This window comes from Mycetocola sp. (assembly GCF_046716805.1).
GTDB lineage: Bacteria > Actinomycetota > Actinomycetes > Actinomycetales > Microbacteriaceae > Mycetocola_A.
In genome coordinates this window covers 1-25250 of sequence record NZ_JBKJWH010000101.1, presented here as the reverse complement: position 1 = coordinate 25250, position 25250 = coordinate 1, and the positions used below count along the sequence as shown (strand labels likewise).

23 protein-coding genes are annotated in these 25250 nt (G+C 67.5%); 11 read left to right on the top strand and 12 right to left on the bottom strand.

Features of this window, described 5'->3' with window-relative positions; translation table 11 throughout:
- The first annotated feature begins 72 nt into the window (after positions 1–72).
- The 8 genes from ACLQ62_RS08150 to ACLQ62_RS08115 all read left to right on the top strand — a co-directional run bounded on the left by ACLQ62_RS08150 (position 73) and on the right by ACLQ62_RS08115 (position 6778).
- Positions 73–1191, top strand: a complete 1119-nt coding sequence (locus ACLQ62_RS08150; protein ID WP_411721146.1) for a glutamate--cysteine ligase — start codon at positions 73–75, stop codon at positions 1189–1191.
- A gap of 82 nt (positions 1192–1273) precedes the next feature.
- Positions 1274–1705 carry a hypothetical protein gene (locus tag ACLQ62_RS08145; RefSeq protein ID WP_411721145.1) on the top strand — a complete coding sequence of 144 codons (432 nt, stop codon included), beginning with the start codon at positions 1274–1276 and terminating at the stop codon, positions 1703–1705.
- A gap of 116 nt (positions 1706–1821) precedes the next feature.
- Positions 1822–3045, top strand: a complete 1224-nt coding sequence (locus ACLQ62_RS08140; RefSeq protein ID WP_411721144.1) for a YihY/virulence factor BrkB family protein — start codon at positions 1822–1824, stop codon at positions 3043–3045.
- 80 nt (positions 3046–3125) lie between these two features.
- Complete coding sequence (locus ACLQ62_RS08135; protein ID WP_411721143.1) at positions 3126–3908, top strand: alpha/beta fold hydrolase; 783 nt, start codon at positions 3126–3128, stop codon at positions 3906–3908.
- 113 nt (positions 3909–4021) lie between these two features.
- On the top strand, positions 4022–4837 hold the full coding sequence (locus tag ACLQ62_RS08130; RefSeq protein ID WP_411721142.1) for a DUF1206 domain-containing protein: 816 nt from the start codon (positions 4022–4024) through the stop codon (positions 4835–4837).
- Between the two features lie 92 nt (positions 4838–4929).
- Entirely contained in the window at positions 4930–5283 is a 354-nt protein-coding gene (locus tag ACLQ62_RS08125; RefSeq protein ID WP_411721141.1) for a UBP-type zinc finger domain-containing protein, read from the top strand.
- On the top strand, positions 5283–6014 hold the full coding sequence (locus ACLQ62_RS08120; RefSeq protein ID WP_411721140.1) for an NAD(P)H-hydrate epimerase: 732 nt from the start codon (positions 5283–5285) through the stop codon (positions 6012–6014). The genes ACLQ62_RS08125 and ACLQ62_RS08120 overlap by 1 nt, the downstream gene beginning before the upstream one ends.
- Positions 6011–6778 (top strand): SGNH/GDSL hydrolase family protein, encoded by a 768-nt coding sequence (locus ACLQ62_RS08115; RefSeq protein WP_411721139.1) that lies wholly within the window; start codon positions 6011–6013, stop codon positions 6776–6778. Before ACLQ62_RS08120 ends, ACLQ62_RS08115 begins: the two co-directional genes overlap by 4 nt.
- A gap of 143 nt (positions 6779–6921) precedes the next feature.
- Here the strand turns inward: ACLQ62_RS08115 and ACLQ62_RS08110 are convergent, their stop codons facing one another.
- Together ACLQ62_RS08110 and ACLQ62_RS08105 are read right to left on the bottom strand one after the other, a co-directional pair.
- On the bottom strand, positions 6922–7341 hold the full coding sequence (locus ACLQ62_RS08110; RefSeq protein ID WP_411721138.1) for a hypothetical protein: 420 nt from the start codon (positions 7339–7341) through the stop codon (positions 6922–6924).
- Between the two features lie 103 nt (positions 7342–7444).
- The gene (locus tag ACLQ62_RS08105) at positions 7445–9385 is read right to left on the bottom strand and encodes a DUF5107 domain-containing protein (protein ID WP_411721137.1); all 1941 of its coding nucleotides are present in this window, start codon (positions 9383–9385) and stop codon (positions 7445–7447) included.
- A 167-nt stretch (positions 9386–9552) separates the two neighbouring features.
- Between ACLQ62_RS08105 and ACLQ62_RS08100 the strand changes: the two genes are divergently transcribed.
- The gene (locus tag ACLQ62_RS08100) at positions 9553–10059 is read left to right on the top strand and encodes a general stress protein (protein WP_411721136.1); all 507 of its coding nucleotides are present in this window, start codon (positions 9553–9555) and stop codon (positions 10057–10059) included.
- 44 nt (positions 10060–10103) lie between these two features.
- Here the strand turns inward: ACLQ62_RS08100 and ACLQ62_RS08095 are convergent, their stop codons facing one another.
- The 7 genes from ACLQ62_RS08095 to ACLQ62_RS08065 all read right to left on the bottom strand — a co-directional run bounded on the left by ACLQ62_RS08095 (position 10104) and on the right by ACLQ62_RS08065 (position 16206).
- Positions 10104–11099: a Gfo/Idh/MocA family protein gene (locus tag ACLQ62_RS08095; RefSeq protein WP_411721135.1), complete on the bottom strand. Its 996-nt coding sequence runs from the start codon at positions 11097–11099 to the stop codon at positions 10104–10106.
- Between the two features lie 102 nt (positions 11100–11201).
- The gene (locus ACLQ62_RS08090; RefSeq protein WP_411721134.1) at positions 11202–12080 is read right to left on the bottom strand and encodes a hypothetical protein; all 879 of its coding nucleotides are present in this window, start codon (positions 12078–12080) and stop codon (positions 11202–11204) included.
- 1 nt (position 12081) lies between these two features.
- Positions 12082–12360 carry a hypothetical protein gene (locus ACLQ62_RS08085; RefSeq protein WP_411721133.1) on the bottom strand — a complete coding sequence of 93 codons (279 nt, stop codon included), beginning with the start codon at positions 12358–12360 and terminating at the stop codon, positions 12082–12084.
- 106 nt (positions 12361–12466) lie between these two features.
- Positions 12467–13225, bottom strand: coding sequence for an ABC transporter ATP-binding protein (locus ACLQ62_RS08080; protein ID WP_411721132.1), 759 nt, complete (start codon positions 13223–13225; stop codon positions 12467–12469).
- Entirely contained in the window at positions 13222–14223 is a 1002-nt protein-coding gene (locus ACLQ62_RS08075; RefSeq protein WP_411721131.1) for an iron chelate uptake ABC transporter family permease subunit, read from the bottom strand. The genes ACLQ62_RS08080 and ACLQ62_RS08075 overlap by 4 nt, the downstream gene beginning before the upstream one ends.
- On the bottom strand, positions 14213–15202 hold the full coding sequence (locus ACLQ62_RS08070) for an ABC transporter permease (protein ID WP_411721130.1): 990 nt from the start codon (positions 15200–15202) through the stop codon (positions 14213–14215). Before ACLQ62_RS08070 ends, ACLQ62_RS08075 begins: the two co-directional genes overlap by 11 nt.
- A 50-nt stretch (positions 15203–15252) precedes the next feature.
- The gene (locus ACLQ62_RS08065) at positions 15253–16206 is read right to left on the bottom strand and encodes a siderophore ABC transporter substrate-binding protein (RefSeq protein WP_411721129.1); all 954 of its coding nucleotides are present in this window, start codon (positions 16204–16206) and stop codon (positions 15253–15255) included.
- 113 nt (positions 16207–16319) lie between these two features.
- Here ACLQ62_RS08065 and ACLQ62_RS08060 point away from each other — a divergent pair, with 113 nt between their 5' ends.
- Entirely contained in the window at positions 16320–17096 is a 777-nt protein-coding gene (locus ACLQ62_RS08060; RefSeq protein WP_411721128.1) for a siderophore-interacting protein, read from the top strand.
- A gap of 311 nt (positions 17097–17407) precedes the next feature.
- On the opposite strand, the gene ACLQ62_RS08055 is transcribed toward ACLQ62_RS08060, so the two are convergent.
- The 3 genes from ACLQ62_RS08055 to ACLQ62_RS08045 all read right to left on the bottom strand — a co-directional run bounded on the left by ACLQ62_RS08055 (position 17408) and on the right by ACLQ62_RS08045 (position 21385).
- Positions 17408–20893, bottom strand: coding sequence for an SNF2-related protein (locus ACLQ62_RS08055; protein WP_411721127.1), 3486 nt, complete (start codon positions 20891–20893; stop codon positions 17408–17410).
- Positions 20894–21000: 107 nt separating this feature from the next.
- Positions 21001–21159, bottom strand: a complete 159-nt coding sequence (locus ACLQ62_RS08050) for a hypothetical protein (RefSeq protein ID WP_411721126.1) — start codon at positions 21157–21159, stop codon at positions 21001–21003.
- 73 nt (positions 21160–21232) lie between these two features.
- Positions 21233–21385, bottom strand: coding sequence for a hypothetical protein (locus ACLQ62_RS08045; RefSeq protein WP_411721125.1), 153 nt, complete (start codon positions 21383–21385; stop codon positions 21233–21235).
- Positions 21386–21518: 133 nt separating this feature from the next.
- On the opposite strand from ACLQ62_RS08045, the gene ACLQ62_RS08040 reads away from it, so the two are divergent.
- Positions 21519–25028 (top strand): TM0106 family RecB-like putative nuclease, encoded by a 3510-nt coding sequence (locus ACLQ62_RS08040; protein ID WP_411721124.1) that lies wholly within the window; start codon positions 21519–21521, stop codon positions 25026–25028.
- Positions 25029–25250 lie beyond the last annotated feature (222 nt).

The window sequence follows — 25250 nt, the reverse complement described above, 5'->3', positions numbered from 1 at the left end:
TTCGATGATCGAGCTCCAGCATTCTCCTCTCTCGTGCTGGTGGCAACCAAGTCCGGCTGAGACACTGGAGCCATGCGCACCGTGGGGGTCGAAGAAGAACTGCTGCTGGTGGATCCCAAAAGCGGTGGACCGCGTTCGGTGGCCATCCGGATCCTCAAACAGGCTGGTGGGGCACCGCCCGATCCCCACCCCGAGCATCTCGGCGGCTCGCTCGAGCACGAAGTCCAGCAGCAGATGCTGGAGACGAACTCGGCGCCGCACGCCGACCTCCGGGAGCTGGCCGACGACATCCGCGACTGCCGCCGACGGGCGATCGCTGCCGCTCGCCAGGCCGATGTGCGGGTGATCGCGGCCGGCAGCTCGCCGTTGCCGGTCGAGCCGAGGCTGTTCCGGGACCCACGCTATGAGCTGATCGCCGACCGGTTCGGCATCACCGCCAGCGAACAGATGACCTGCGCCTGCCACGTACATGTGGCTGTCGATTCAGACGAGGAGGGCGTCGCCGTTCTCGACCGGATCCGCGGCTGGCTCGCCGTGCTGACCGCCCTCAGCGCGAACTCGCCGTTCTGGCACGGCACCGACACCCGCTACGCGAGCTACCGGTCGCAGGCGATGCTGCGCTGGCCGACCGCCGGCCCGACCGAGGTGTTCGGTTCGGCCGAGAACTATCACGCCACGGTGGACGCGATGCTCTCCTCCGGGGTCATGCTCGACAAGGGCATGGCCTACTTCGACGCCCGCCTCTCGCACCATGTGCCGACGGTCGAGATTCGGGTGGCGGATGTCTGCGTGGATGCCGCCGACACGGTGCTGATCGCCGCCCTGGTCCGCGGTCTGGTCGAGACCGCCGCCACCTCCTGGAAGCGTGGCGAGGCCGCGCCGCGGATCCCAGCGATGATGCTGCGGCTCGCCACCTGGCAAGCCGGACGTTATGGCGTCGGCGGCGACCTGCTCGATCCGGGGACGTTCCGGCCACGACCAGCGGCGGAGGTTGTGGCCGATCTGGTCGAGCACGTGCGGCCGGCGCTGGCGAGCTCGGGAGATGAAGAACTCGTCGAGCAGCAGGTCGCTGAGGTGCTGCGGCGCGGTAACGGCGCCGACCGCCAACGCGTCGTGTTGGAGCGTACCGGCCAGCTGGCGGATGTCGTGGCGGACCTGGCGCGGGTGACCGCCGGGCAGGATGCGCTCTGATCCTGCGTGCTCGACCTCTGCGGTGCGGATGCCGCGATTCCACCCACTGTCGGAGGGTCGTCGTATACCTGAGATGTGCCGGATGAACCTATTCATTTCGATGGAGGACATCATGAAGGTACTCGTGGCACCACCCGTTATCGAGGCGGACGACGGCAGCATCAACTCCCTGGCGATCGAGGGCGAACTTGTCATTGATCCGGGCCCCTGCTCGTGCGACGTCGACGACTGCGTGGCAGGTTACTCGTTCATCGGTGCGGCGTCCGGCCGGCTGACGACGCAGGCCGTCATCGCCGATCTGCCGTTCCTTGAGCTGAAGCAGTTGTGGAAGATCGTGGCGGGCGGATGCTGTCGCGAGTGCGCCCGCAACGGCAACGCCGCACAGATGATGCGAATCTCCCGCGCCACCGCCAACCGCTGGCCGGTCGGTTCGGTCGTCGGCCGCAGCGCCGGGTTCGCCTTCGTGCAGGCTCTGGGCGATGGTTCCGGCGACCCGAAAGGCTCAGCAACCTAGCCCGGCCCGCCGCACTATAACTTTGCCGACGGCATCCGTCGACCCTCTGGTCACATCCCGGACTGGCGAGGAATCTTGAAGCCCGGGTTGTGCCCGGATCTGCTGAAGGGGCGACCATGAGCACGAACCAGAAAACCAACGACAAGGGCCGCGAAGACAGTGTGGCCAAGGCGCAGAACGCGCCCGACCCCAACGACTCGCGCAAGCCAGACGACCCCACCGATGTGAAGAAGCCGTCGTGGGGATACGTGCTGAAACGGACGCTCCGTGAGTTCGGGCGGGACAAGTGCACGACACTGGCAGCCGCGCTGACCTACTACGCGGTGCTCGCGATCTTCCCGGCGTTGCTGGCACTGATGTCGCTCATCGGCCTCTTCGGACAGGCGGAGCAGACCACGCAACTGCTGCTTCAGGTCGTCGAGAGTCTGGGGGATGCTTCAACGGCTGAGACCCTGCGCGAACCGATCGAGCAACTCGCCAGTTCAGAAGCGGCCGGCCTCGCACTCGTGATCGGTCTTCTCGGCGCGATCTGGTCGGCATCCGGTTACGTCAGCGCCTTTTCGCAGGCGATGAACCAGATCTACGAGGTGGACGAAGGCCGACCGTTCTGGAAGCTGCGCCCCACCGTGCTCATCATCACGATCGTGCTCCTCGTCATCGCGGTTCTCATCGTTCTGCTGCTGATCGTGTCCGGTCCGATCGCCGAAGCGATCGGCGGTGCGATCGGACTCGGAGACGCGGCGCTGACCGTCTGGAACATCGCCAAGTGGCCGGTGATCGTGGCCCTCGCGATCCTCATGGTGGCGGTGCTGTACTACGGCACACCCAACGTGAAGCAGCCGAAGTTCAAGTGGATGACCCTCGGCGCTCTGATCGCGCTCATCATCATGGCCGTGGCCACCCTGCTGTTCTTCTTCTACGTCTCGAACTTCGGCAACTACCAGAAGACCTACGGCAGCATCGCCGGCGTCATCGTCATGCTGTTGTGGTTCTGGATCGTGAACCTGTCGCTGCTGTTCGGCGCCGAATTCGACGCTGAGATGGAGCGGGGTCGTCAGCTCCAGGGTGGCATCGAGGCCGAGGACTCCCTGCAACTGCCGCCGCGCGATACCAAGGCGAGCGAGAAGAAGCAGAAGCAGGAGCAGGAAGACATCGACAGCGGGCGCAAGCTGCGCGAAACCGCTGGTAACAGTACCGAGACGGACGAGTCGAACGAGACCGATGAGGGTGACGAGGATCACTCCGCCGGTCCCCAGACCGCGGAGGGTCGCAAGGCCGAGAGAATCCGGAACGCGGAGCGCCGTGAGGCGGAGAAGGAACGCGAGGAGCGCAAGAGCTGACCGAGCTCTCCTGACTCGCGAACGCTGATGCGCCCCGCCGGTTCGGTGGGGCGCACTTCGTTGCCCGCAATAATGGGATCATGCCCCTGGTTCCCGAATCACCCGACCCTCGTTTCGTTCTCGCGCGGGACAACATCCGCATCGCCACCTACGAATTCGGGGATCCGAACGGCCGACCGGTCGTGCTTGTGCACGGCTTCGCGTCGGCTGGTCTGCTCAACTGGCACCACTCGGGCTGGACGCGCGTGCTCAGCCGGGCCGGGTTCCGGGTGATCGCCATCGACCAGCGCGGGCACGGCGCCAGCAGCAAACCGCACTCGCCCGACGCGTACACGATGCCGCTGCTCGTCGATGACCTGCTCGACGTGCTCGACACCTTCCTGCTCGACGAGACGCTGTTCGTCGGCTACTCGCTCGGCGCCCGCGTCGGCTGGCAGGCCTGCCTGGACCTGCCCGGCCGGATCACCCACGCCGTCCTCGGCGGCATCCCCGATGGGGACCCGCTCACCCGGTTCCGGGTGGACGAAGCCCGGGCTTGCCTCGAGACGGGGAACGCACCGACCGACAAACTGACCGCTGCCTATGTGAAGATGGCCAGCGGCATCCGGGGCAACGATCTCGGCGCTCTCATTTCGCTGGTCGAGGGGATGCGCGGGGGCGCCCAGCCGGACCCGGCGAACCCGCCGCAGCAGCCGGTGCTGTTCGCGACGGGGACCGAGGATGCGATCCTCGAGAAGTCACGCACCCTCTCGGAGTTTGCCCCGAAGGGCACCTTCTACGAGATCCCCGGGCGCAACCACTTCAACGCGCCGACGTCGAAGGACTTCCGCAATGCGGCGCTGGAGTTCCTCGGCACCTGCTGACACCCGCGGGATCCTGCGGCCGATGGCGCGGTCAGGCAAGCACGATTCTGCTCTGCCGCGCAAGGGGTATCCGGTTAGCAGCTGATTCGGCTGGCCGGCTCTATGGTGAAACCATGTCACACTCATCTTCCGCCGGATCCGCGCGATCCGCCGCATCTCGCCTGCAGGACAACCCTGCATTTCAGCTCATGGCTCGGATCGGATTCGCGGTCAACGGGCTGCTTCACATCCTCATCGGCGGCATCGCACTCGGTGTCGCGTTCGGCTCAGGCGGCAGCGCCGATCAGGGCGGCGCGCTCGGCCATCTCGCGTCGAACCCCGCTGGGATGTTCATGCTCTGGGTCGTGACCATCGGGCTGTGGGCGCTTGGGTTGTTCCAGATCCTCGAGACGTTCCTGGTGCGGGGTTCGGACAAGGACGCGTGGATGAAGCGCGGCAAGGAGGGCGGCAAGGCGATCGCCTACCTCGCCGTCGGGTTCTCCGCGTTCAGCATCGCGCGCGGCGGATCGGCCGACAGCGCCGGCCAGACGCAGAGCTTCACCGCCCAGTTGCTGGCGACCCCCGGCGGCGTCTTCCTGGTCGCGGTTCTCGGCCTGGGCGTCATCGCCGTCGGCGTGTACTTCATCGTCAAGGGATACAAGAAGAAGTTCCTCGAAGACATCAACCTGCCGGCAGGCAAGACCGGACGCACCGTCACCACCCTCGGCCGGGTCGGCTACATCGCCAAGGGTGTCGCGATCGTCGTTGTCGGCATCCTCTTCTGCGTCGCCGCCTTCACCTCGAATGCCGCCGAGGCCACCGGTCTGGACGGCGCGCTCAAGGCCCTCGTCGAGTTGCCGCTCGGCAGGATCATCCTCTCGGTGGTCGCGCTCGGCCTCATCGCGTACGGTATCTACTGCTTCGCCCGGGCGAAGTACGCGCGGCTCTAGACCTCGTCGCGTCCTGACTCGGTCGATCGGTCACCGCTCCTTGGGACCGACCGGTAGCGGGAGTATGCTCCCAATCACCGGGAGGGGGAAGCATGACCGAGATCGAAGGCATCGACCCGAGCGCGACGCCGGTCGACACCATCTGCCTCGACTGTGAGGCCATCGACGGGTGGTGGGTGCACCTGCGTCGGTGCGCTTTCTGTGCACACATCGGATGCTGCGACAGCTCGCCCTCGAAACACGCGGCCGCGCACTTCGTTGAGACGGGGCATCCGGTGGTGCAGAGTTTCGAACCCGGCGAGGACTGGTTCTGGGACTACGGCCGAAAGTTGAGGTTCTTCGGGCCGAAGCTCGCGGAACCGCGCAGCCGCCCGCACCACCAGCCGTCGCCGGGGCCGACCGGGCGGGTGCCGGACAACTGGCGTGACCTGACGCACCCGCTCTGATGAAGGCGTACACGGCGGCCCAGATCCGTGCCGCCGAAGAACCGCTGCTCGCCGCTGGGGTACCGCTGATGGCCCGGGCCGCAGCCGCGCTGGCCCGCGAGATCCGCCTGCTCCTTCCCGCCGGTGGCGCCGGCACCGTGCTGCTGCTCGTCGGTCCAGGCAACAACGGCGGTGACGCCCTCTACGCCGGCGCCGAACTCGCCGCGCTCGGCAGCACGGTCAGCATCCTTCCCACCGCCGATCGGATGCACGACGGCGGCCGGGTCGCCGCCGTCGACGCCGGTGCGCGGATGCTGCCGGCCGACATCGACACGGATGCCGCGGCATCCGTCGCGCGGGATTCCGACGTGATCGTCGACGGCATCCTCGGCACCGGAACGAGCGCCAGCCCCGCGCTGCGCGGACGGGCCCGGGAGCTCGTCGCCGCGATCCTGCCCGTGCTGGCGGGGGAGAATCCGCCGATCGTGGTCGCCGTAGACCTCCCGAGCGGGGTGCATCCCGACGACGGATCGGTGCCAGACCCGACGGTGCTGCCGGCCGACGTCACTGTGGCGTTCGGCGCCTGCAAGACCGGGCTGCTGATCGCCCCTGCAGTCGACTACGTGGGCCGGCTGGTCGTGGTCGACATCGGCCTCGGGCCAGAACTGGACCGCGTCGCGGCGATAATGGAGGATGCTGCCGGTGAGCACTCGGCCACCCGGCGGCATCCGTTCGGAGAGTCCACGACATGACCGCACCTTTCTCCCGTTACGTCGCGCTCGGCGACAGCTTCACCGAGGGCGTCGGCGACGTGCTGCCCGACGGGCGCATCCGCGGCTGGGCGGATTTCGTGGCGCTGGGGCTGCAGGCATCCGCCGGTGAACCGATCGGCTACGCCAACCTCGCCATCCGCGGCCGCAAGCTCGGGCCGATCATCGCGGAGCAGCTCGAACCGGCCCTCGCCCTGAACCCGGACCTGCTCACCTTCAACGGCGGCGGCAACGACATCATGCGCCCGCGCGTCGCCATCGGCTGGGTCGTCGACGAGACCGTAAAACTCGTGCACCGGGCCCTCGAACAGCCGGGCCTTCACGTCGTCGTTCTCGCCGGCGCGAACCCCTCCCGGCACCTGCCGATGGGCGCTCTGATGCAGAAACGCGGCGACCAGCTGGCGGATGCCGTGCTCACCGCCCTGAAACCGACTCCGGTGACGCTCGTCGACAACTGGGCAGACGAGACGCTGGCCGACATCCGTTACTGGTCGGTCGACAAGCTGCACCTCAACGCTCTCGGCCACGCGCGGGTGGCCTCGAACGTGCTGACCGCGCTGGGAGTTGCGGTGCCGGAGGAATGGGGTGTCGAGGAAGTAGCGGCCGCCGGCTCCGGGTCGCGGTCCCGCAATACCTCCGCGTACTACCGTGAGTTCGTGCTGCCCTGGATCGGGCGCCGGGTCACCGGGCGGTCCTCCGGCGACGGGCGTGAGGCGAAGCGGCCGACGTTGCTGCCGGTGGACTGAGCGGGGCTTCTGCGGCGCACGGATTCACTCACTCCGGACCGGTTCACGCGGTGCGCCGGGTGTTTTTGTCCGCAGCGGGTGAATTCGCTGCACGGGGAGTATCGCCGCGATCGCGAGAAATCTCCGAGATTGCGAACAGCGGCTCAGGCGGTCTGCGCGCTCAGCACTCCGAGAACGGCCAGCGCGTAGGCATCCGGAGCCGTGGTCGCGTCGAAACGCTGCTTCTGCCCGCCGCGGTCGATTTCGACGACCCACATCTCGTCGACGTGGAGCAGGAAGCTGAACGTGGTGCCGAGAAGCTCGCGAAGCTGGTCTTCCCTGGGCAGCCACAGCGTCTTCTCCAGCGCCACCGAGTCGAGCGCCCATTCGGTGGTGCCGTTGAAGCCGAGGATCGTTCCGGTCTCGTAATCGTGCGGTTCGATGGTCATGTCGCTGACCGTGAACACTTCGCCCTCGAACTCTTTGGTGTCGAGGCAGAACTGGTCGCCCGACTCGGGAATCCAGCCGAGGCCGGCCTCGCGCAGCTGCTGCGCCAGCGTTACGGATGTCGTCGTGACCGTCATGCCTGAATCGTGGCACGCGTGGATGGGAATCATCCGCGAATCGCTGTGTTTGCCGGGGTGCAACCGGCGCAGAACCCCTGCAAACGTAGCGACTCGCGGGCCCTCACATCCGGAAGTCGTACCTTGCAGGCAGCGGCTCGGATGACGACACGGCGGCCTGGTACTCGGTCCACAACTCCTCGAGCAACGCGTCACCCTCACGCAGGTCGAGGATGACGAGGCCACGGTCGAGGATGCTCCGGCACCGACCCACGTCGCCGGTCGCCAGGGCGGCACGTGCCTCCGCGAGCAGCACCCGGCCGTCCTCGCGCTGAGAGCCCGGGAGTGATTCGATCAACGCAAGCGACTCGGCCGCACGCCCGTCGTGGTGCAGCACGGTGAGCAGTTCCCGGGTCAGCGGAAGCAGCTCGGGCGCCAGCTCGTGGGCGGAACGGTAAAACCCGACGGCATCAGCGGTGTTGCCGCGGTCCGCGGCCAGCGCGCCCAGGTTCCGCAGCGCCCAGGCGTTGCGGGTCTGGTCGACGGATGCCTGCCACAGCGCCCCGGCCTCGGCGAACGACCCCTGCGCCGCTGCGATCACCCCCAGGTGGAGGAGGGCGAGCCAGTCGGCCCGCTGCCGGAGCAGTGGAGCCCAGCGCGGGTCGATCTGGTACGAACGCGGCGGCTGAAGCGGATCACGCTCGGCCGCGGTTGCGGGCTCGCCCCGCAGGAGACGCAACCAGTAGTCCTCATCGGGGCCGACGGCATCCGTGGGGAACGGCGTGCGTTCCGGGTCGATCGGTTCCCGGCCCTCAAACCGGCGCAGTTCGTTCTCCACCGCACCCCAACCGGATCCGTCCGGGATCACCTCGACGAGCAGCTCACCGGACTGGTCCCGATCCTGAAGCGCTTCGAGCCGCGCGGGAAGGTCGCGGCCGGCCAGGTCGGTGGTGACGGCACCCGTCGCCGCAGCCCAGTCCTCCGACGAAGCGGCGGCGACGTCGAGCTGCAGCGCCCCGTAGGCCTCGACCCAGGACCACTTGGTTTCGGCAGGCATTCGCAGGTACTCCAGCTGGGTGCGCGCGAGCCCCGCCTGGATCTCGCAGTACGAGTCGGCGCCGGACACCCATTCCTGCCAGTGCCGCCCGCCCGGGTCCTGCCCCCAGACGAACAGTTTGCGGCCCTTGAGGTTCGCGGTCGACGCCTGCACGAGGCCGAAACCGGTGCCGTCCACGGCGGTGATCCACGGCATCCGGGCCCCTGCCGTGTCGAAGAAGTAGTCCACGGTCGCGAGCGTGCGAGCCGGCCAGCTGATGTCGACACCGTCCACGACCGGTACCCGGACGGTGCTGAGCACGCGTTCGTGCCCGTATTTCCACGCGGATGCCGCCGGGGCCAGCACGCGCGTCGACGAGGCCTGGGGAACAGCCATGTTCGACCACCAGTACATCGGCGTCGCATTCGGTGAGTCGTTGACGATGGTGCCGCGGATGAACAACTCGGTGGAGTCCTCCGGGAGCCACGCGTCAACGCGGAAGCTGACGTTGCGGATGCGCTCGTACTCGTAGAAGCGCAGCCCCACTTCCCCGTCGGGCCCGCTGAGCGCAGCGGTGTGCACCGGTGAGCTGGTGAACGGGGAGTGCCCGATCATGCCGATGTTCCACTCAACGCCGCCGGCGAACCAGGCGTTGCGGAGCGCGAGGTTGCGGAAGCGGATCGCCTCGTTCTGGTGCAGCAGCTCACGGCCGGTGGCCTGGTCGACCAGCGACCAGAGCCGGCCGCCGAGGCCGGGCAGGAACGTCGCGGTCAGATGCTCGTTCTCGAGCACGATCGTGGCATGTTCCCGCGGCTCCTCGCCAGCGAGGTAGCCGTCCTGGTCGAGGTAGGGCAGTGCGGTCTGCCCACGGCTCGCGCGTTCGTCGACCCCGTCCCCGTCGATGTTTTCGGCGTCCTCGAACCCCGACTGGGCGTGGATGTCGCCGCTGCCGAAGATATTCGGCAACGGGTTCGACGCCCCCCACACCGAGGTCGGGATCGTCAGCGTGCTCCGGCGAATTGACGTCAACGAGGATTCCTCTCATAGGTGGTCCGGCGGCATCCGGCCCCTTGAGAGTCTGGAGTCTGGGCCCCGAACAGTCCAGCGATCCACGAGGGCGATGAGGAAACGTCCAGATCAAAGCGGGTAAAATCGAGATGTAGCTTGACGGAGGAATCCTCGAAAGGAGAACAACAATGAGCCTCAACGACAACGGCATGTTCCAGGACCCGGCGATGCCTGCCGCACCCGGAAACGCTGCGACCGGTGCGATGCGGGAACTGGCCGTCTACCCCGACTACGAGGGCGCGCAACGAGCCGTCGACTATCTCTCCGACCAGAAGTTCCCCGTCGAGTACCTGCAGATCGTCGGTCACGGCGTGAAGACCGTCGAGATCGTGGCCGGCCGGATGACCAAGGGCCGCGCCGCCCTCGCCGGAGCCGCCAGCGGCGCCTGGTTCGGTGTGCTGATCGGCCTGCTCCTGGGTATCTTCACCCCTGGCGCGTTCTGGCTGAGCCTGATCCTCGTCGGTCTGCTCTTCGGTGCTCTCTGGGGCGCCGTGTTCGGTTTCGTCGGTCACTGGGCGACTCGCGGCAAGCGGGACTTCGCCTCGACCCGCACCCTGGTTGCGGACCGTTACGCCGTCATGGTCGACTCCGGCCGCCACCTCGAGGCGGAACGCCTGCTCGCCGACCTGCGCTGAATCGGCGACGCGTCTGAGCCAGGCCCGCTCAGGGCCAGGCCCGCTCAGGCGCGTTCCTCGAGCGGTACCGCTTCGCCGGTCAGCAGGGACTGACGAGCCGCCAGCGCCACCTCGAGGGCACGAACGGCGGATGCCGTCGGGCTGAAACCCGGATCGGTCGCGTTTCGTACACACTCCAGGAAATACTCGATCTGCCGTTCGTAGTGGTCGAGCGACGACAGGGTCGTGCTTTCGGTTCCGTCTGCGGTCGCGAGCCGGTACGCGTTGACGCCGGACGTCCTCCCCGACGCCGTCGGGGCATCCGCTGAGAATTCGTAGTCGAGGAGCCCCAAGGTGCCGACGAGGTTCAGCGACGTCGTGAACGGTGCCCCGGCGGGAACGCCGGCGAAGGTGAGCACCTGGCCGATCGCGCCCGAACGGTACTCGATCGTCGTCTCGATCGGGCCGAGCGGGTCGGTAGCGGTGCTCGCGACCGTGACCGGCGTGCCGAGGAACAGATTCATCTGGTCGAAGTCGTGGATGCCGACATCGACGACGACCCCGCCGGACTCGGCCTCGTCGTACCACCAGGCGGACTCCGGCCGGGTGATGAGCCGGCGGGCGCGGCCGGAAACGACCGATCCGATCCGCCCGGCGTCGACGTCCTCGCGCGCTCGACGGTAGCCTTCGAAGAAGCGGACGACGTGGGCGACCATGAAGGTCCGGTCGTTGGAGGATGCCGCCGCGGAGATCGCGAGGGCGTCGGCGATGGCCAGGGCGATCGGCTTCTCGAGGAGCACGTGCTTGCCGGCATTCAACGCACGGACGGCGATGTCACGGTGGGTCGTCGTCGGGGTGCAGACCGACACGACATCGACCTCGGGATCCGCGAGCACCGCGCCGAGGTCCGTGACCACGCGCGCCGCGGGTGCTTCCGCGAGGTTTCCGCCCGCTCGCCGGCTGCAGACGTAACGGATGCCGTCACCGAGTCCGAGCGCGGTCCATGCGGCAGCGTGGGTGCGCCCCATGTAGCCGGCGCCGACAATTGCGATGGTGGTCACGGGTTCCCTTCTGCCGCGGGAGTTCCGCCGCCGGGCGGCCGCGCACCTGCGCGCCGTCGCTCCCATTGTGACGGTTACGACGTTCTGCTGGGAAGGACGTGGTCAGCTCGGGTTTCGCGGCGCCCGGTGCCGCGGCGGCTGCCGCTTCTGGTGGGCGAATTCACCGCCGGCACGTCCACCGTATGGGCGGCCGTGGTCGGCGTATTCTTCGCGGAAGAAGGCCATCCGCCACGGACCCAGCTCGATCCGGGCACCGGTGCGGAGGATCTGGCCGTCGACCTTGCGGCCGCTCGACGTGGATGCCCCGGCCCGCCCGGTCGGGTAGAAGACGTACTCGTCGTCGCGGTCGTGAACGATCTCGGCGTGAGCGTCGAGCAACCCGTCGAGTCGCAGGTCGGAGTTTTCGCCCGAACCAATCCGGGTCACCGTCGGCAGCAGGTCGAACTCGCGCGGTCGTTGGCCGCGGTAGTTCTCCGATCCGACGACGAAGATCAACCGCGGCCGCCCGGATCCCGGGGTGTAATGGGTGGTCGTCGCCCGGCGGCGCACCCGGCGGTCGAAGGTCGGCGCCAGCGGAAACAGGGTGGACGGCGGCAGCTCGATGGCGGCCTCGGCTTCCGGATTCCGGCGCTTCGGTGTCAGCAGCGGCGCCAGAGCGCCCGGCGCGCCCAGCTCGATGTGCGGTGACCAGGTCACCATGCGCTGCGCGATCGTCGCGTGCACGGCACCGATCCGCGCGATCAGCCCGGCCGGGCCGGTGATCGCGACCGTCAGCCCGCGACCCGCGAGTTCAGCGGCGACGAAACGCAGGGTCGACAGCTTCGGCCGCCGCCCACCGAGGAACAGTTCCGGATCGCTCGTGTAGACCTCGACGTCGGTGCCGTTCGCGGTCACCGTGCCGTGCATCCGCGGGGCGTCGTCCTGCGCTCCCGGCTCGACGAGTGAGAACGACAGGTCGATGTCGAGAAAAGTCGACGCCATGTCAGGCGCCGGATGAGCCTGAGCCGGATGAGCCTGAGCCGGTAACCGAGCTGTCACTCGTGGTTATCCGGAGCGTGCCGTTGAATTTCCAGGTGGCGCGTGGGGCATCCGGTCCGATGTCCCGGGGAACTTCGACGGTCATGTCGATGAAGTTGTAGTCGATGACAGCACTTCGGCCAGTCAGGTATGACCACATCTCCTGGCCGAGATCCGTCCAATCACGGATGCTCCGCTGATTCGACGCGCCCCCGGTGCCGACGGTGTCAGCGTTGTCGCTCATGAGAAACCCACCTTCTGGCCGCTCCGTTGCGGCCGCATCCGTTCACCCTAGAACGGGATGCCACGCCTCACTGCCGATTCTCGAGAAATACTCAGGTAAGGGGCTGCTACCGGTAGAAGTAGCCGATCCGCTCGCCGTCGACCTCGCTCACCGCAATGTCGAGGTCGTAGATCGAGTGGAGCACCGAAGACTGCATCACCGAATCCGACGGGCCGTGCAGCACCACCTTGCCGTCGCGCATGGCGACGATCTCGTCGGAGTACACGGAGGCGAAGTTGATGTCGTGCATCACGAGCACGATCCGCTTGCCGGTGTCATCGGCCGCGGTGCGCAACAGCTTCATGATCTCGACGGCGTGGCGCAGGTCGAGGTTGTTGAGCGGCTCGTCGAGCAGCACGTAGTCGGTGTCCTGGGCGAGGACCATCGCGATGAACGCCCGCTGCCGCTGCCCGCCGGAGAGCTCGTCGAGGAAGCGGTCGACGAACGGGCCGAGGTCGAGGTAGCCGATGGCCTTCTCGATCGCGTCGCGGTCGACCGACGTCAGTCGGCCCTTGGAGTACGGGTACCGGCCGAACGACACGAGATCCTGCACGGTGAGCCGCGCGGCGAGGTGGTTGTCCTGCCGCAGCACGGCGACCTTGGTGGCGAGCACCGACCCGGCCGTGGACGTCACGTCGAGCCCGTCGATCGCGATCGAACCGCCGTCGAGGGGCAGAAGCCGCGCAATCATCGACAGCAGGGTCGATTTACCCGCACCGTTCGGCCCGATGATCGACGTCACCCCGCAGCCGCCGAGCTCGAGCGACACCTCGTCGACGACCGCCTGCCTGCCGTACCGTTTGGTCACCTGCGTGATCGAGATCATCGCACTCCTCTTATCACCAGCAGAACAATGAACAGGATCCCGCCGGCGAACTCGATCACGACGCGCAGCGCCGTGTCGAGCGCGAACACGTGCTCCAAGATGAACTGCCCGCCGACGAGGCAGATCACGCCGAGCAGCACCGTCGCCGGCAGCACGAGCAGATGCCGGGACGAGCCGAGCAGCGCATAGGCGAGGTTCGACACGATGAGCCCGAAGAAGGTGATCGGGCCGACGAGGGCGGTCGACACCGAGACCAGCACGGCGATGAGCACGAGCATGATCGTGACGACCTGACGGTGGTTCAGGCCGAGCCCGATCGCGTGGCTTTCGCCGAGCCCGATCACGTCGAAGACCCGCAGCATCCGCATCCCGACCAGGCAGACGACCAGCACCGCAACCGCCGACATCAGCATCAGCTCTTCGTCGACGGTGTTGAAACTGGCGAAGAAGGCATCCTGGAGCACCGCGAACGACGCCGGGTCGAGCATCCGCTGCATCATCGACGACAGGCTGCGGAACAGGGTGCCGAAGACGATGCCGACGAGCACGAGCAGGTAGATGCTGCGTTTCGCGCCGGCGAAGATCCAGCGGAACAGCAGCGTCGAGAACGTCACCATCACTGCCACTTCGACCACCCATTTCACCTGTTCGTCGGCCGTGGCGAGGGCGCTGGCGCCGAAGCCGAAGACGACGAGGGTCTGAATCAGCAGGTAGAGCGAGTCGAAGCCCATGATCGACGGGGTGAGGATGCGGTTGTCGGTGATGGTCTGGAACAGCACCGTCGACACCCCGATCGCGAAGGCGACGAGCACCATGGCGTAGACCTTGCGGGCCCGGAACGGTACGGCGAAATCCCAGCTGCCGACGATGCCGACGGTGAGGAAGATGACGACGGATGCCGCGGCGAGCACCGCGAGGATCGCCAGTCGCACGCCGGGGCGCCGGGTGTGCGCGAGAACCGAGCTCGTGCGGCTCGGGGTGAGAGTGTCAGTGGGCACGCGCGGGCCTCCGCAGCAGAAGGTAGAGGAACAGCACTGAGCCGATCACGCCGACGACGATGCCGAGCGGGATCTCGTAGGGGAACCGGATCACCCGGCCGAGGATGTCGCAGGCGAGCACGAAGCCGGCGCCGAGCACGGCAACCCACGGGATCGACCGGCGCACGTTGTCGCCCATCGCGATGCTGACGATGTTGGGCACGATCAGGCCGAGGAACGGGATGATGCCGGCGGTGACCACGACGATCGCGGTGACGACGGAAACGATGGTGAGCCCCAACGCGAGCACGCGGCCGTAGCGCAGGCCCAGGTTGGTGGTGAACTCCTGGCCGAGACCGACGACGGTGAACCGGTCGGCGGCGATCCACGCGATCACCGTCATGGCCAGGGCGAGCCAGAGCAGTTCGTAGCGGCCACGGAGAATGCCGGAGAAGTCACCGGTCAGCCAGGTGCCGAGGGTCTGCAGCAGGTCCAGCCGGTAGGCGAAGAAGGTGGTGACCGCGCCGATGACGCCGCCGAGCATGATGCCGACGAGCGGCACGAGCACGATCGAGCGAACGGGGATGCGGCGGAGGATCAGGAGGAAGAGGCCGGTTCCGGCGAGGGCGAAGATGGCGGCGACGACCATTTTGGCGAACAGCGGCAGTGTCGGCGCGAAGACCGTGACGACGAGCAGGCCGAGCGCGGCGGATTCGGCGGTTCCGGTGGTCGACGGTTCGACGAACTTGTTGCGCACGAGCATCTGCATGATCAGGCCGACGATCGACATGGCGACGCCGGTGAGCACGAGCGCGAGGGTGCGGGGGAGCCGGCTGATCACGAGCAGTTGCGCCGCCTTGCCGTCCGGGCCGCCCTCGAGGAGGCTCAGCGGTGACACGTCGCTCACGCCGATGAAGGTGCTCAGCACGGCGAGCAGCGCGACGACGATCCCCGCGCCGATCAGCAGGACAGCCGATCGGCGCGGGGATTTCGGCGTCACAGAAGCGCCCCGCGGAGGGCGGGGCGCTTTCGTGGCGGTTACAGCAGAGATTACTTCAAGCCGTCCGTGACCTGGTCGAGCATCTGGTGAACGGCGCTGAGGCCGCTCATGACGACGTAGAACGGGACGCTGTCGAGGTAGAGCACCTGGTCGTTCTGCCAGGCGGTGGTTCCGGCGATCACCTCGTTGTCGAGGACCTGCCGGGCGGTCGAACCGCTTTCGCCGACCGCGGCGTCACGGTCGATGACGAAGAGCCAGTCCGGGTTGGCTTCGAGGATGAACTCGGCAGACACCGGGTCGCCGTGGGTTGCCGCCTCGACGTCATCGATCGCGGTGGCGAGGCCGAGCTCGTCGTGCAGCCAGCCGAAGCGTGATCCGCTGCCGTATGCGGTGATCTCACCGGCGTTGGTCATGAGAATCAGGCCGGTGCCGGCATCCGTTGCCAGTTCCCTGGCCTTGGCGAGTTTGCTGTCGATCTCGTCGAGCGCCTTCGCGGCTTCGTCCTGCTTCTCGAAGATCTCGGAGAGGGTCTCGACGTTGGCGCGGAAGCTGGGCAGGTAGTTCTCCCAGTCGAGGCTGAGGTCGATCGTCGGTGCGATCTTGCTGAGCTCTTCGGCGGCCGCCGCCGACCGGTTGGCGACGATGATGAGGTCGGGTTCGGCCGCGTTCACCGCCTCGTAGTCGGGTTCGAACAGGGTGCCAGCGTTGAGGTATTCCTCGCCGGCGTACTCGCTGAGGTATTCCGGAACGTTCTCCTGCGGCAGTCCGGCAACAGTCACGCCGAGGCTGTCGAGGGTGTCGAGCGACGCCATGTCGAAGGTGATGACGTTCTCCGGGTTCACCGGAACTTCGGTGGTTCCCTGTGCGTGTTCGACCTCGACCTCGGTGGCTGCGGACGCCTTCGGAGCGGATTCCGCCGGGGTCTGCGCGCAGCCGGACACGGTAAGCGCGCCGGCCAAGGCCAGAACGCCGAGAGGGAGCAGGCGAGAGCGGGCAGGGGTCATCGGAGAACTCCAATTCAGGGGAAGGGGCGGGCCCCGAGGGGCCGTCGACTCGGCACAGCGGTCGAAGGTTAGGCTAACCTAAGAGCAAACCGTTTGTCGAACTCCGGAGTTTCATGCCTTTCACCCTCGCCCGTTCCTCGCGAGACCTCGTTTTCCGCACCGCCCAGCTCACGCGGCGCGACTGGCTGACCCCCAGTTACGCGCGCCTGCGGTTCGAAGGCGCCGAGTTGCGAGGCTTCGGGTCGCTCGGTTCAGACGACCACATCCGCGTCTTCTTCCCCGACCCGGATGCCACGCCGAGCGACGTTCCCGCCGAACCGCGTTCGGGAGTCAGCCGGGAATACACGCCATTCCTCTGGGACGCGGACGCGGGCATCCTCGACCTCGAATTCGTCGTGCACGGGGACACCGGAGTGGCCGGCCCGTGGGCTGCGGCGGCGGAGATCGGTTCGACCGTCGGGATCGGCGGACCGCGGGGCTCACTCGTGCTCGACGGCGCCCCGGACAGCTGGTTCCTCGCGGGCGATGAGACCGCCCTGCCCGCCATCAAACGGTTCATCGCGCTGATGAATCCGGATGCCGTCGGCCAGGTGATCGTGGAAGTAGCGGATGCCGCCTTCGAACAGGACCTCGACGCCCCCGCCGGCGTGCGGGTGCGCTGGGTGCACCGTGGCCCCGCGCCGGAGAGCTCGATCCTCGGTTCGGCACTGGACAGCCTGACTCCTGGGGATCGGCCGGTCGGCGACGTGTTCGCGTTCGTCGCTGCTGAGCAGTCGATCGTGAAACCCGGCCGGGCGCTGCTTCTCGGCCGCTGGAACCTCGACTCAGCGACGACGATCGTCAAGGGCTACTGGAAGCGCGGTGAGGCGGAATACCACGCCCCGCACTAGCCGCCTTCCCAACGACCTGTTCGCCGGCTCAATCTGCGCAAATGGCTCTGAGCGGCGGCACCGAGGTGCTTGTGCGCAGACTGAACGGATGCCGCCCGCCCTCTTTCCGCTCGCCTCGTACCCCGAAGGGTGCGATCAACGGGGTCACTCAGCTCAGAGGGTAATCGTCAGCAGAGAAGCTGGACTCGCCAGCGAACGTCGGGTCGTAATCGAGACCGAACTCGTCATACCCGCGGTCCTCCGGTCCAGTAGTCATCGGTCCAGTGTACGAGCAGGTGGGGCACCTGTCTGTACCCCAACGAGGGCGAGGCTCAGTCGGCCGACGCCCAGCGCGACCGTTTCCCGGCATCCGCCACCGCGAAATCCGCCGCGGCGCTCTCCACCGCAGACAGCGGCTCCGGTTCCTCGAGCAGCCCGCGGATGTCGTCGGCGGTCAGGGCGGAGCTGAACACGGCGTCGTCGTCCATCACCGCGTTGAACAGTTTCGCCTTCTGAGCCTTCAGCGCCATCACTTTCTCTTCGATGGTGCCGTTGGCGACCATCCGGTAGACCATAACGTTCTTGGTCTGACCGATCCGGTGGGTGCGGTCGACCGCCTGCGCTTCGGTCGCCGGGTTCCACCACGGGTCGAGCAGGAACACGTAGTCCGCTTCGGTGAGGTTGAGTCCGAAGCCACCGGCCTTGAGGCTGATGAGGAAGATCGGGGCGTCGCCGTCCTTGAAGCGGCGGATGACATCCGCCCGTCGCGTCGTTGAACCGTCGAGGTAGGCGTATGGGATCCCGGCGGCGTCGAGGCGTGCGGCGGCCTTGCCGAGGAACGACGTGAACTGGCTGAAGATCAGCGCCCGGTGGCCTTCGGCGAGCACGTCCTCGAGTTGTTCGAACAGGGCGTCGAGCTTCGACGACGGCACGTTGCCGTATGACTCGTCGACGAGTGACGCGTCGAGGCTGAGCATCCGCAGCAGGGTGAGCGAGCGGAAGACGATGAACCGGTTCTTGTCCATGTCGTCGAGCAGGCCGAGCAGTTTCTGGCGTTCCCGCTGCAGGAACGTGTCGTAGAGCTTCTTGTGCTTGGGGTTCAGATCGATGGTGAGCACCTGCTCCTGCTTCGCGGGCAGGTCGGTGGCGACGAGTTCCTTGGTGCGGCGCATCATCAACGGGCGGATGCGACGCCGCAAGCGGGTGAGAAGCTCGGGCCGGTCGCCGGCCTCGATCGGTTTCGCGTACTCGTCGAGGAACTTGCGTGCGGAGGGGAACAGGCCGGGGGCGACGATCGCGAACAGCGACCACAGCTCGAGCAGGTTGTTCTCCATCGGGGTGCCGGTGATGGCGAGTTTGAACGGCGCCTTGAGGTCGCGGACCGACTGGTGCACCTTCGCCGTGCGGTTCTTCACGAACTGGGCTTCGTCGAGGATCAGCCCGGCCCACTCGTGCTCGTTGTAGGCGTCGAAATCGAGCCGGAACAGCGTGTACGAGGTGATCACGACATCCGCGTCTGTGACGTCGACGACCGGACCGCTCTTCGCCCGGGTGGCGGTGATCGCGCGGACATCGAGGTCGGGGGCGAAACGCTGGGCTTCGATCTGCCAGTTCGAGACGACGGATGTCGGTGCGACGACGAGGAACGGACGTCTCTTCTCCGGCTCGGTCGCCTCTTTCGCGTGGCTCATCAGCGCGAGGGTCTGCAGCGTCTTGCCGAGGCCCATGTCGTCGGCGAGGATACCGCCGAGCTGGTGTTTCCAGAGGAAGGCGAGCCAGGCGAAACCGTCGAGCTGGTACGGGCGGAGGGTCGCCTGGATGCCGGCGGGCAGCGGAGTCTGCTCGACGGTGGTGAGTTCGCGCAGCCCGGTCACCGCGGCCTGCCAGGAGGCGGCCTGCTCGGATTCGTCTGCGAGGTCCTCGAGGTCCTCCCAGAGGCTCGACTGGTACCGGCTGATCCGCATGCCGGTGTCCCATTCGGCGAGGGAGCGAGCCTCCTCGATCAGCTCGTGCAACTGTTCGAATGCGGGCTGCTGAAGTGAGAGGTAGCTGTTGTCGACCAGCAGCAGCTTGGTCTGCCCCTTCGACAACGCCTTGAACAGCGGACCGAACGGAATCTGCTGCCCGTCGATGGTCACGATGACGCCGAGGTCGAACCAGTCCCGCTGGTCGGTTTCGACGGTGGTGACTTTGAGCTTCGGCGGCTCGGTGAGTTCCCGGTAATCGGGGCGCGTTCCGGTGATGTCGACGCGGACGCCGTCCACCGCTTCGATCCCCGGCAGGATCTTGTCGGTGAATTCCGCGGCGTCGAGCCCGACCAGGGTCTGCGATTCGAGCGCCGTGATCGCGCGCGCCCGCTCCGCGATGGCGTGCTCCAGCTGTAGGTCGCGAAGGCCGGAGTCGTGCGCTGTCGCGTAGAGCGGCATCCGGGTCTTCTCGGCGCCCTCGGTGTACTCCCACTCCCAGGAGAGCGCGAGGGTGTGCTTGGCCGAGAAGATCGCGGTGAGCACGAGCACCGGCGGTACCGTCGGCGGGAACTCGACGGTGGCATCCGTCGATGTGATCGGGATGGTGTGCCGCAGCCGCGGGTAGAACTCGGTGAGGAACTCGTCGATGTCGGCGGCGGGGACGATCACGCTGCTGGAGCGGCCGACGAGGCGCTTCTGTTCGTCGGTGAGTCGCTTGGGCGTCGGAGCGAGGGTGAACCGGGCGACCGGTTCCAGGGAGTACGCGTACACGCCGTGGTCGCCGAGGAGCCCAGCGGACTCGCTCGGGTGCCGGATGCCGTCGATGGTGAGGGTGGCGTCGAGGCGCAGGTCAGGGTCGGCGGTGGCGTCGAGGCTGACCGACGCGTCCCCGCCGATCGTGACGACGGCATCCTTGCGGCTGCCGACGAGTTCGATGCCGAGCGAGGTCGCTTCGGCGAGGAGGTTCCAGAGCAGCGGGCTGTTGAAATCGTCAAGGTAGAGCCAGTCAAGGTCCTGGCCGACGGTGTAGACGTTGCGGGCGGCCCGGTGCAGGGCGGCGAACTGGCTGAACCAGCGGTGCTGGGCGGGGTCGAGGCCGAGCCGGTTGACCTGGTAGCTGAAGGTGTTCCAGCCGACGTTCGTGCGCACCCAGTTGCCCTTGTCGTTCCGGATCACCGGGCGAACGCCGAGCCGGTATTCGCCGATGTCAGAGGCTGTTTTCGCGGTGCGGGCGGTTGGGCCGTTCCAGCGGTGCTTGGTGCGTGGGGTCTGCTCACGGAGTTCGAACTGCAGGCCCATCGGCGTCGGCTCGGTTCCGGATGCCGCAGGCTGGCCGGTCAGGGCGCCGACGGCGGATTTCCAGGCGGGCTGCGACGGGTCGCCGGGTGCGTCTGCGGTCGGACCGTTCGCCGGCCGGGACGTGCTCGGCCAGGTCGTCTCACCCTCGTACCACTCGTCTGCCTCACGCACCTGGCGATCGAGCCAGGCGCGATCGTGCGCGCTGGCATCCGTCAGTCCGGACGGCGGCAGGGCGATGCTCTTAACCGCGAGGGCGTTGCTGGCGAGGAGGGCCGCGGCGACGTGCTTGCAGTCGAGGTGGACCGGGCAGGTGCAACTGGATGAGGTGGGCCGGCTGAAGTCCTTGCGTGCAGGGGCCAGACTCACCTGGCAGCGGTACGGGCGCGGGGATGTTCCGTGAACCTCGGCGGTGAGGCTCCTTGATTCGTCATCCCAGTCGATGGCCGTGACCGCGCCGGTCCGGGCGTACGCGGTGGCTCGATTGAACGCGGCGTTGCCGACAAGGCGGATGATGTCGGTGACATCCACCAGGGGAGCGGCGGCAGGCGACATCCTTCTATGTTCTCACGCGGCGGCTGACAGTCGGGCCCGAATCGCGATTCGGGCCCGCTCTCCCCGAGGGAAAGGACTTCGGGGAGAGCGGGCCTTCGGGAACCGGGTCAGTCTGCGGGGCCGCCCGATGCGGTGTCGCCGGTGTCGGTGTTGGTGCCCGATCCGTCAGGGATGCCCTCGGCCGGCTGTCCTGGGCGGTCCTCGGTCTCGTCGTGGTGGGAACGGTCGCGCGGCTTCGGGTGTTCGGTCTGCTCGTTGTCAGTCATGGGCCCACCGTACGCGGCCCTGAGGCGTCCGCGATAGAGCGCGGCGGCATCCGGGCGGATGTGCTAAATGGGTTCAGTGGGCAGGGCCGCCGGATGCGGTGTCGTCGTCGGAGTCCGGGTGACCGTCGGATCCCGACCCATCGGGGATGCCGTCGGCCGGCTGACCGCGCCGCTTCGCCAGGGGCGTTTCGGTCGGTTCGGCGACGGCGTTGTCGCTTCTGTTCATGCTTCAACGGTACGCCGAGTGCGGCTTCGTCGGAAGGGGTGTTTCGCGCCCTCCTCCCTTCTTTCAGGCATCGGGTCACCCCGCTGTCGGTGGCTGCGGCTACTCTCGGAATTGCCCGACCATTGGAGGTCCATTGTTCTTCCTCGACGACCCCGTTTCCACCGGTTCGCTGGTGACCACCGCCTCGCTCGTGACGAGCGCAAGCGATCTCACCACCGCTTCCACATGCGAATTCGCGTTCCTGCGCAAGCTGGACGCGAAGCTGGGGCGCGTCGAGCGGGTCGACGAGGTCGTCGATGCGATGCTCGCCCGCACTGGGCGGCTCGGCGATGAGCACGAGGCCCGCGTTCTCGAGGCGTACCGGGCGCAGTTCGGGTCGGGCGTCGCCGAGATCGAGCGCCCCGAAGAGTTGACCCGCGAGACCCTGGCGGAGGCGGTTGCGGCGACCAGGCGCGCATTCGACACCGGGGCAGACGTCGTCTTCCAGGCCACGTTCTTCGACGGGGGCTTCGTGGGTTTCGCTGACTTCATCGTGCGGCAACCGGACGGCCGCTATCTGGTGCAGGACACGAAGCTCGCCCGCTCGGCGAAGGTGACGGCGCTTCTCCAGCTGGCCGCGTACGTGCAGCAGTTGCGCCAGCTCGGCGCCCGGCCGGCCGACACCGTGCAGCTGCTGCTCGGCAACGGCATGACGAGCGAACACCGGGTGAGCGACATCCTGCCCGTATACCTCAAGCGAGAGCAGCGCCTGCAGCGGATCATCGCCGAACGGCTCGACGACCCCAATGACGCCGCCGTCGAATGGCGTGATCCGCGTTACGCGATCTGCGGTCGCTGCGAAACCTGCGAAGCGGAGATCCAGGCCTCCCGCGATGTGCTCCTCGTCGGCGGCCTGCGGGTCACCCAGCGCACCCGGCTGGCCCGGACGGGCATCACAACGATCGAGGAGCTTGCTGACTCGACCTCCGACGTCGAGGGCATCGGTGGAACCACCCTCGCCGGGCTGCGCCTGCAGGCGAAGTTGCAGCTCGAGGGCCCGACATCGCCGGAGGACCACACGCCGCCGCCGGTTCGTGTGTTCCATGCGGAGGCCCTAGCCGCGCTGCCCGAACCCGACCCTGGCGATATCTTCTTCGACTTCGAGGGCGACCCGCTCTACACCGAGGGCGACGCACGCTCGTGGGGGCTCGACTACCTCTTCGGCCTCGTCGACGTTTCCGAAACCTTCACCGCGTTCTGGGCACATTCCTTCGCCGAGGAGCGCGTCGCCCTGCGCACGTTCCTCGACTTCGTGGCCGAGCGGCGGCGCACATTCCCGAACCTGCATATCTATCACTACGCGTCGTATGAGCGCACACACCTGTCGTCGATCGCCGCCAGGCACGGCGAGGGCGAAGACGAAGTCGACCAGCTGCTGCGCGACAACGTGTTCGTCGACCTGTACCCGATGGTCAAAAAGAGTGTTCGGGTGGGGTCCCGCTCCTACTCGATCAAGAAACTCGAGCCGCTGTACATGGGGAACGAACTGCGGACGGGAGACGTTACCAACGCCGCCGCGTCGATCACCGAGTACGCGGATGCCCGGGAACTCATAGCGAACGGCGACGAAGCGGCCGGCCAGCACAAGCTCGACGAGATCGCCGACTACAACCGGTACGACTGCGTGTCGACGCTGCGCCTGCGGGACTGGCTGCTCGAACGGGGCCGTGAGAACGGCATCCTGCCCGGCACGCTGCACGAGGCGAAGGACTCGGTTCCCGAGATCGAGCCGTCACCGCTTCGCTACGCCCTGCTCGCGCTGGCCGGCGACCGACTCGCAGCCGGCCGCTCAGTGGACCAGACGGCCGCCGCCTTCGCTGCCGCAGCACTCGACTACCACCAGCGTGAGCAGAAGAGCTTCTGGTGGGGTCACTTCGCCCGGCTGATCCAGGACGTCGAGACCTGGGCGGACACCCGCGACGTGCTCGTGGTCGACGACGACGACGGCGCGCGGGTCGAACGGCCGTGGTTCCGCGAAGGCAAGCAACGCACCGACCGGCGCTGGGTGCGCCTCACCGGCAGGTGGGGCCCGGGTTCGAGCGTCAAACCCGGCGAGCAAGCCGGCCCGTACGTGCTGTACGAGCACCCAGGACCGTTCGAAGCGACGATCGGCGACCCGGGCTCGCGGCCCAGCCGCACCGTGCGGGTTCTTGAGGTCGACGACCGGGGAGCCCTGGTCGAGGAGACCCTGCAGGCAGGCGCCGAGCCGTTCGACACGCTGCCGATCGCGCTCACCCCCGCCGCCCCGCCTCCTGCCGGGCAGCAGAAACCGGCGATCGAGGAATGGGCGCAAGCGATCGTCGACGCCGCCCCTGAGTGGCCGAAAGACCCGGTGATCGACATTCTCCGCCGCACGCCGCCGCGCACCCTGTCCGGGGCGCTCGCCCCGGTCGCCGGCGACCGTATCGGCGCGGTGATCGCCAGCATCCTCGACCTGGACTCGTCCTACCTCGCGGTTCAGGGCCCGCCAGGAACCGGCAAGACCTACCTGGGCGCTCACGTCATCACCGCGCTCGTCCGCGAGCACGGCTGGCGAATCGGCGTCGTCGCCCAGTCCCACGCCGTCGTCGAGAATCTGCTCGGTGCCGTCGTCAAAGCCGGGCTCCCCCCGGCTCTCGTGGCCAAGGTTCAGAAGAACGGCGATACCGCCGAAGTCCCTTTCACCGCGCTGGACGCCAACGGCCAGCTGCTGTTCGCAGCCGAGAACGACGCCACCGGCTACGTGCTCGGCGGCACCGCCTGGGACTTCAGCAACAAGGCGCGGTTCCCGCGGCACTCGCTGGACCTGCTCGTCATCGATGAGGCCGGGCAGTACTCCCTCGCCTTCACCATCGCCGCGAGCGTCGCCGCCCGCAATCTGCTGTTGCTCGGCGATCCGCAGCAGTTGCCTCAGGTCAGCCAGGGCCTGCATCCCGAGCCGATCGACACCTCGGCGCTCGGCTGGGTCAGCGACGGCCACGACGTGCTGCCGGCTGAGCTCGGTTACTTCCTCGCCGAGAGCCGGCGGATGCATCCCGCGGTCACCGATCCCGTCTCCCGGCTGTCCTACGAGGGCGAGTTGCACGCCCACGAGGTCACCTCCACCCGTTTCCTGGCCGGGATCGAACCGGGGCTGCACATCGAACCCGTCGAGCACGCCGGCAACGCCGTGTCGTCGATCGAGGAAGCGAACCGTGTCGTCGAGCTGGTGCGGTCAGCGATGGGCCGCGCCTGGACCGACCCGACCGAGTCCCGTGCCGACGACCCGCTCGACCAGGACGACGTCATCGTCGTATCGCCGTACAACGCCCAGGTGGCGCTGGTCCGTGACGCTCTGGTCGCTGCCGGGCTGGACCGGGTGCGGGTGGGAACCGTCGACAAATTCCAGGGGCAGGAAGCAGCGATCGCGATCGTGACGCTTGCGGCATCCGCCCCGACCGAGGTGCCGAGGGGGATGGGGTTCCTCATCCTCAAGAACCGGCTCAACGTGGCGATCTCGCGGGCGAAGTGGGCCGCGTACCTCGTGTATTCGCCGGCGCTGACCGACTACCTGCCGGCAACGGCGCAGGGCATCACCGAGCTGAGTGCGTTCATCACCCTCGTGGAACCGCAGCAGCAGTCGTAGCCGGTCGGGCGGGTGGTGCGGCTTCGTGCTGACTGCGCGCCCACTCGGAGGTGCCGCTCGGTCACGCGGGTCAATCGGCTCTGCGCGGGTGCCCTTTCGCTGCTTGCCAGGATGGTCGTGAGACATCTGGTGAGGGTGTGGGGAAAGCGAAGTAGAACATGAGCGAGATGATGATTGTCGGCCGGACCGCGAGTGGGAGCCGGTCGTATCCGTTGTCGTTCC

What these genes read in the sequence shown, in the direction of transcription:
- ACLQ62_RS08150 (WP_411721146.1), top strand. Translation starts at nt 73, where the DNA reads ATGCGCACCGTGGGGGTCGAAGAAGAACTGCTGCTGGTGGATCCCAAA.
- ACLQ62_RS08145 (WP_411721145.1), top strand. Translation starts at nt 1,274, where the DNA reads ATGAACCTATTCATTTCGATGGAGGACATCATGAAGGTACTCGTGGCA.
- ACLQ62_RS08140 (WP_411721144.1), top strand. Translation starts at nt 1,822, where the DNA reads ATGAGCACGAACCAGAAAACCAACGACAAGGGCCGCGAAGACAGTGTG.
- ACLQ62_RS08135 (WP_411721143.1), top strand. Translation starts at nt 3,126, where the DNA reads ATGCCCCTGGTTCCCGAATCACCCGACCCTCGTTTCGTTCTCGCGCGG.
- ACLQ62_RS08130 (WP_411721142.1), top strand. Translation starts at nt 4,022, where the DNA reads ATGTCACACTCATCTTCCGCCGGATCCGCGCGATCCGCCGCATCTCGC.
- ACLQ62_RS08125 (WP_411721141.1), top strand. Translation starts at nt 4,930, where the DNA reads ATGACCGAGATCGAAGGCATCGACCCGAGCGCGACGCCGGTCGACACC.
- ACLQ62_RS08120 (WP_411721140.1), top strand. Translation starts at nt 5,283, where the DNA reads ATGAAGGCGTACACGGCGGCCCAGATCCGTGCCGCCGAAGAACCGCTG.
- ACLQ62_RS08115 (WP_411721139.1), top strand. Translation starts at nt 6,011, where the DNA reads ATGACCGCACCTTTCTCCCGTTACGTCGCGCTCGGCGACAGCTTCACC.
- ACLQ62_RS08110 (WP_411721138.1), bottom strand. Translation starts at nt 7,341, where the DNA reads ATGACGGTCACGACGACATCCGTAACGCTGGCGCAGCAGCTGCGCGAG.
- ACLQ62_RS08100 (WP_411721136.1), top strand. Translation starts at nt 9,553, where the DNA reads ATGAGCCTCAACGACAACGGCATGTTCCAGGACCCGGCGATGCCTGCC.
- ACLQ62_RS08090 (WP_411721134.1), bottom strand. Translation starts at nt 12,080, where the DNA reads ATGGCGTCGACTTTTCTCGACATCGACCTGTCGTTCTCACTCGTCGAG.
- ACLQ62_RS08085 (WP_411721133.1), bottom strand. Translation starts at nt 12,360, where the DNA reads ATGAGCGACAACGCTGACACCGTCGGCACCGGGGGCGCGTCGAATCAG.
- ACLQ62_RS08080 (WP_411721132.1), bottom strand. Translation starts at nt 13,225, where the DNA reads ATGATCTCGATCACGCAGGTGACCAAACGGTACGGCAGGCAGGCGGTC.
- ACLQ62_RS08065 (WP_411721129.1), bottom strand. Translation starts at nt 16,206, where the DNA reads ATGACCCCTGCCCGCTCTCGCCTGCTCCCTCTCGGCGTTCTGGCCTTG.
- ACLQ62_RS08060 (WP_411721128.1), top strand. Translation starts at nt 16,320, where the DNA reads ATGCCTTTCACCCTCGCCCGTTCCTCGCGAGACCTCGTTTTCCGCACC.
- ACLQ62_RS08055 (WP_411721127.1), bottom strand. Translation starts at nt 20,893, where the DNA reads ATGTCGCCTGCCGCCGCTCCCCTGGTGGATGTCACCGACATCATCCGC.
- ACLQ62_RS08050 (WP_411721126.1), bottom strand. Translation starts at nt 21,159, where the DNA reads ATGACTGACAACGAGCAGACCGAACACCCGAAGCCGCGCGACCGTTCC.
- ACLQ62_RS08045 (WP_411721125.1), bottom strand. Translation starts at nt 21,385, where the DNA reads ATGAACAGAAGCGACAACGCCGTCGCCGAACCGACCGAAACGCCCCTG.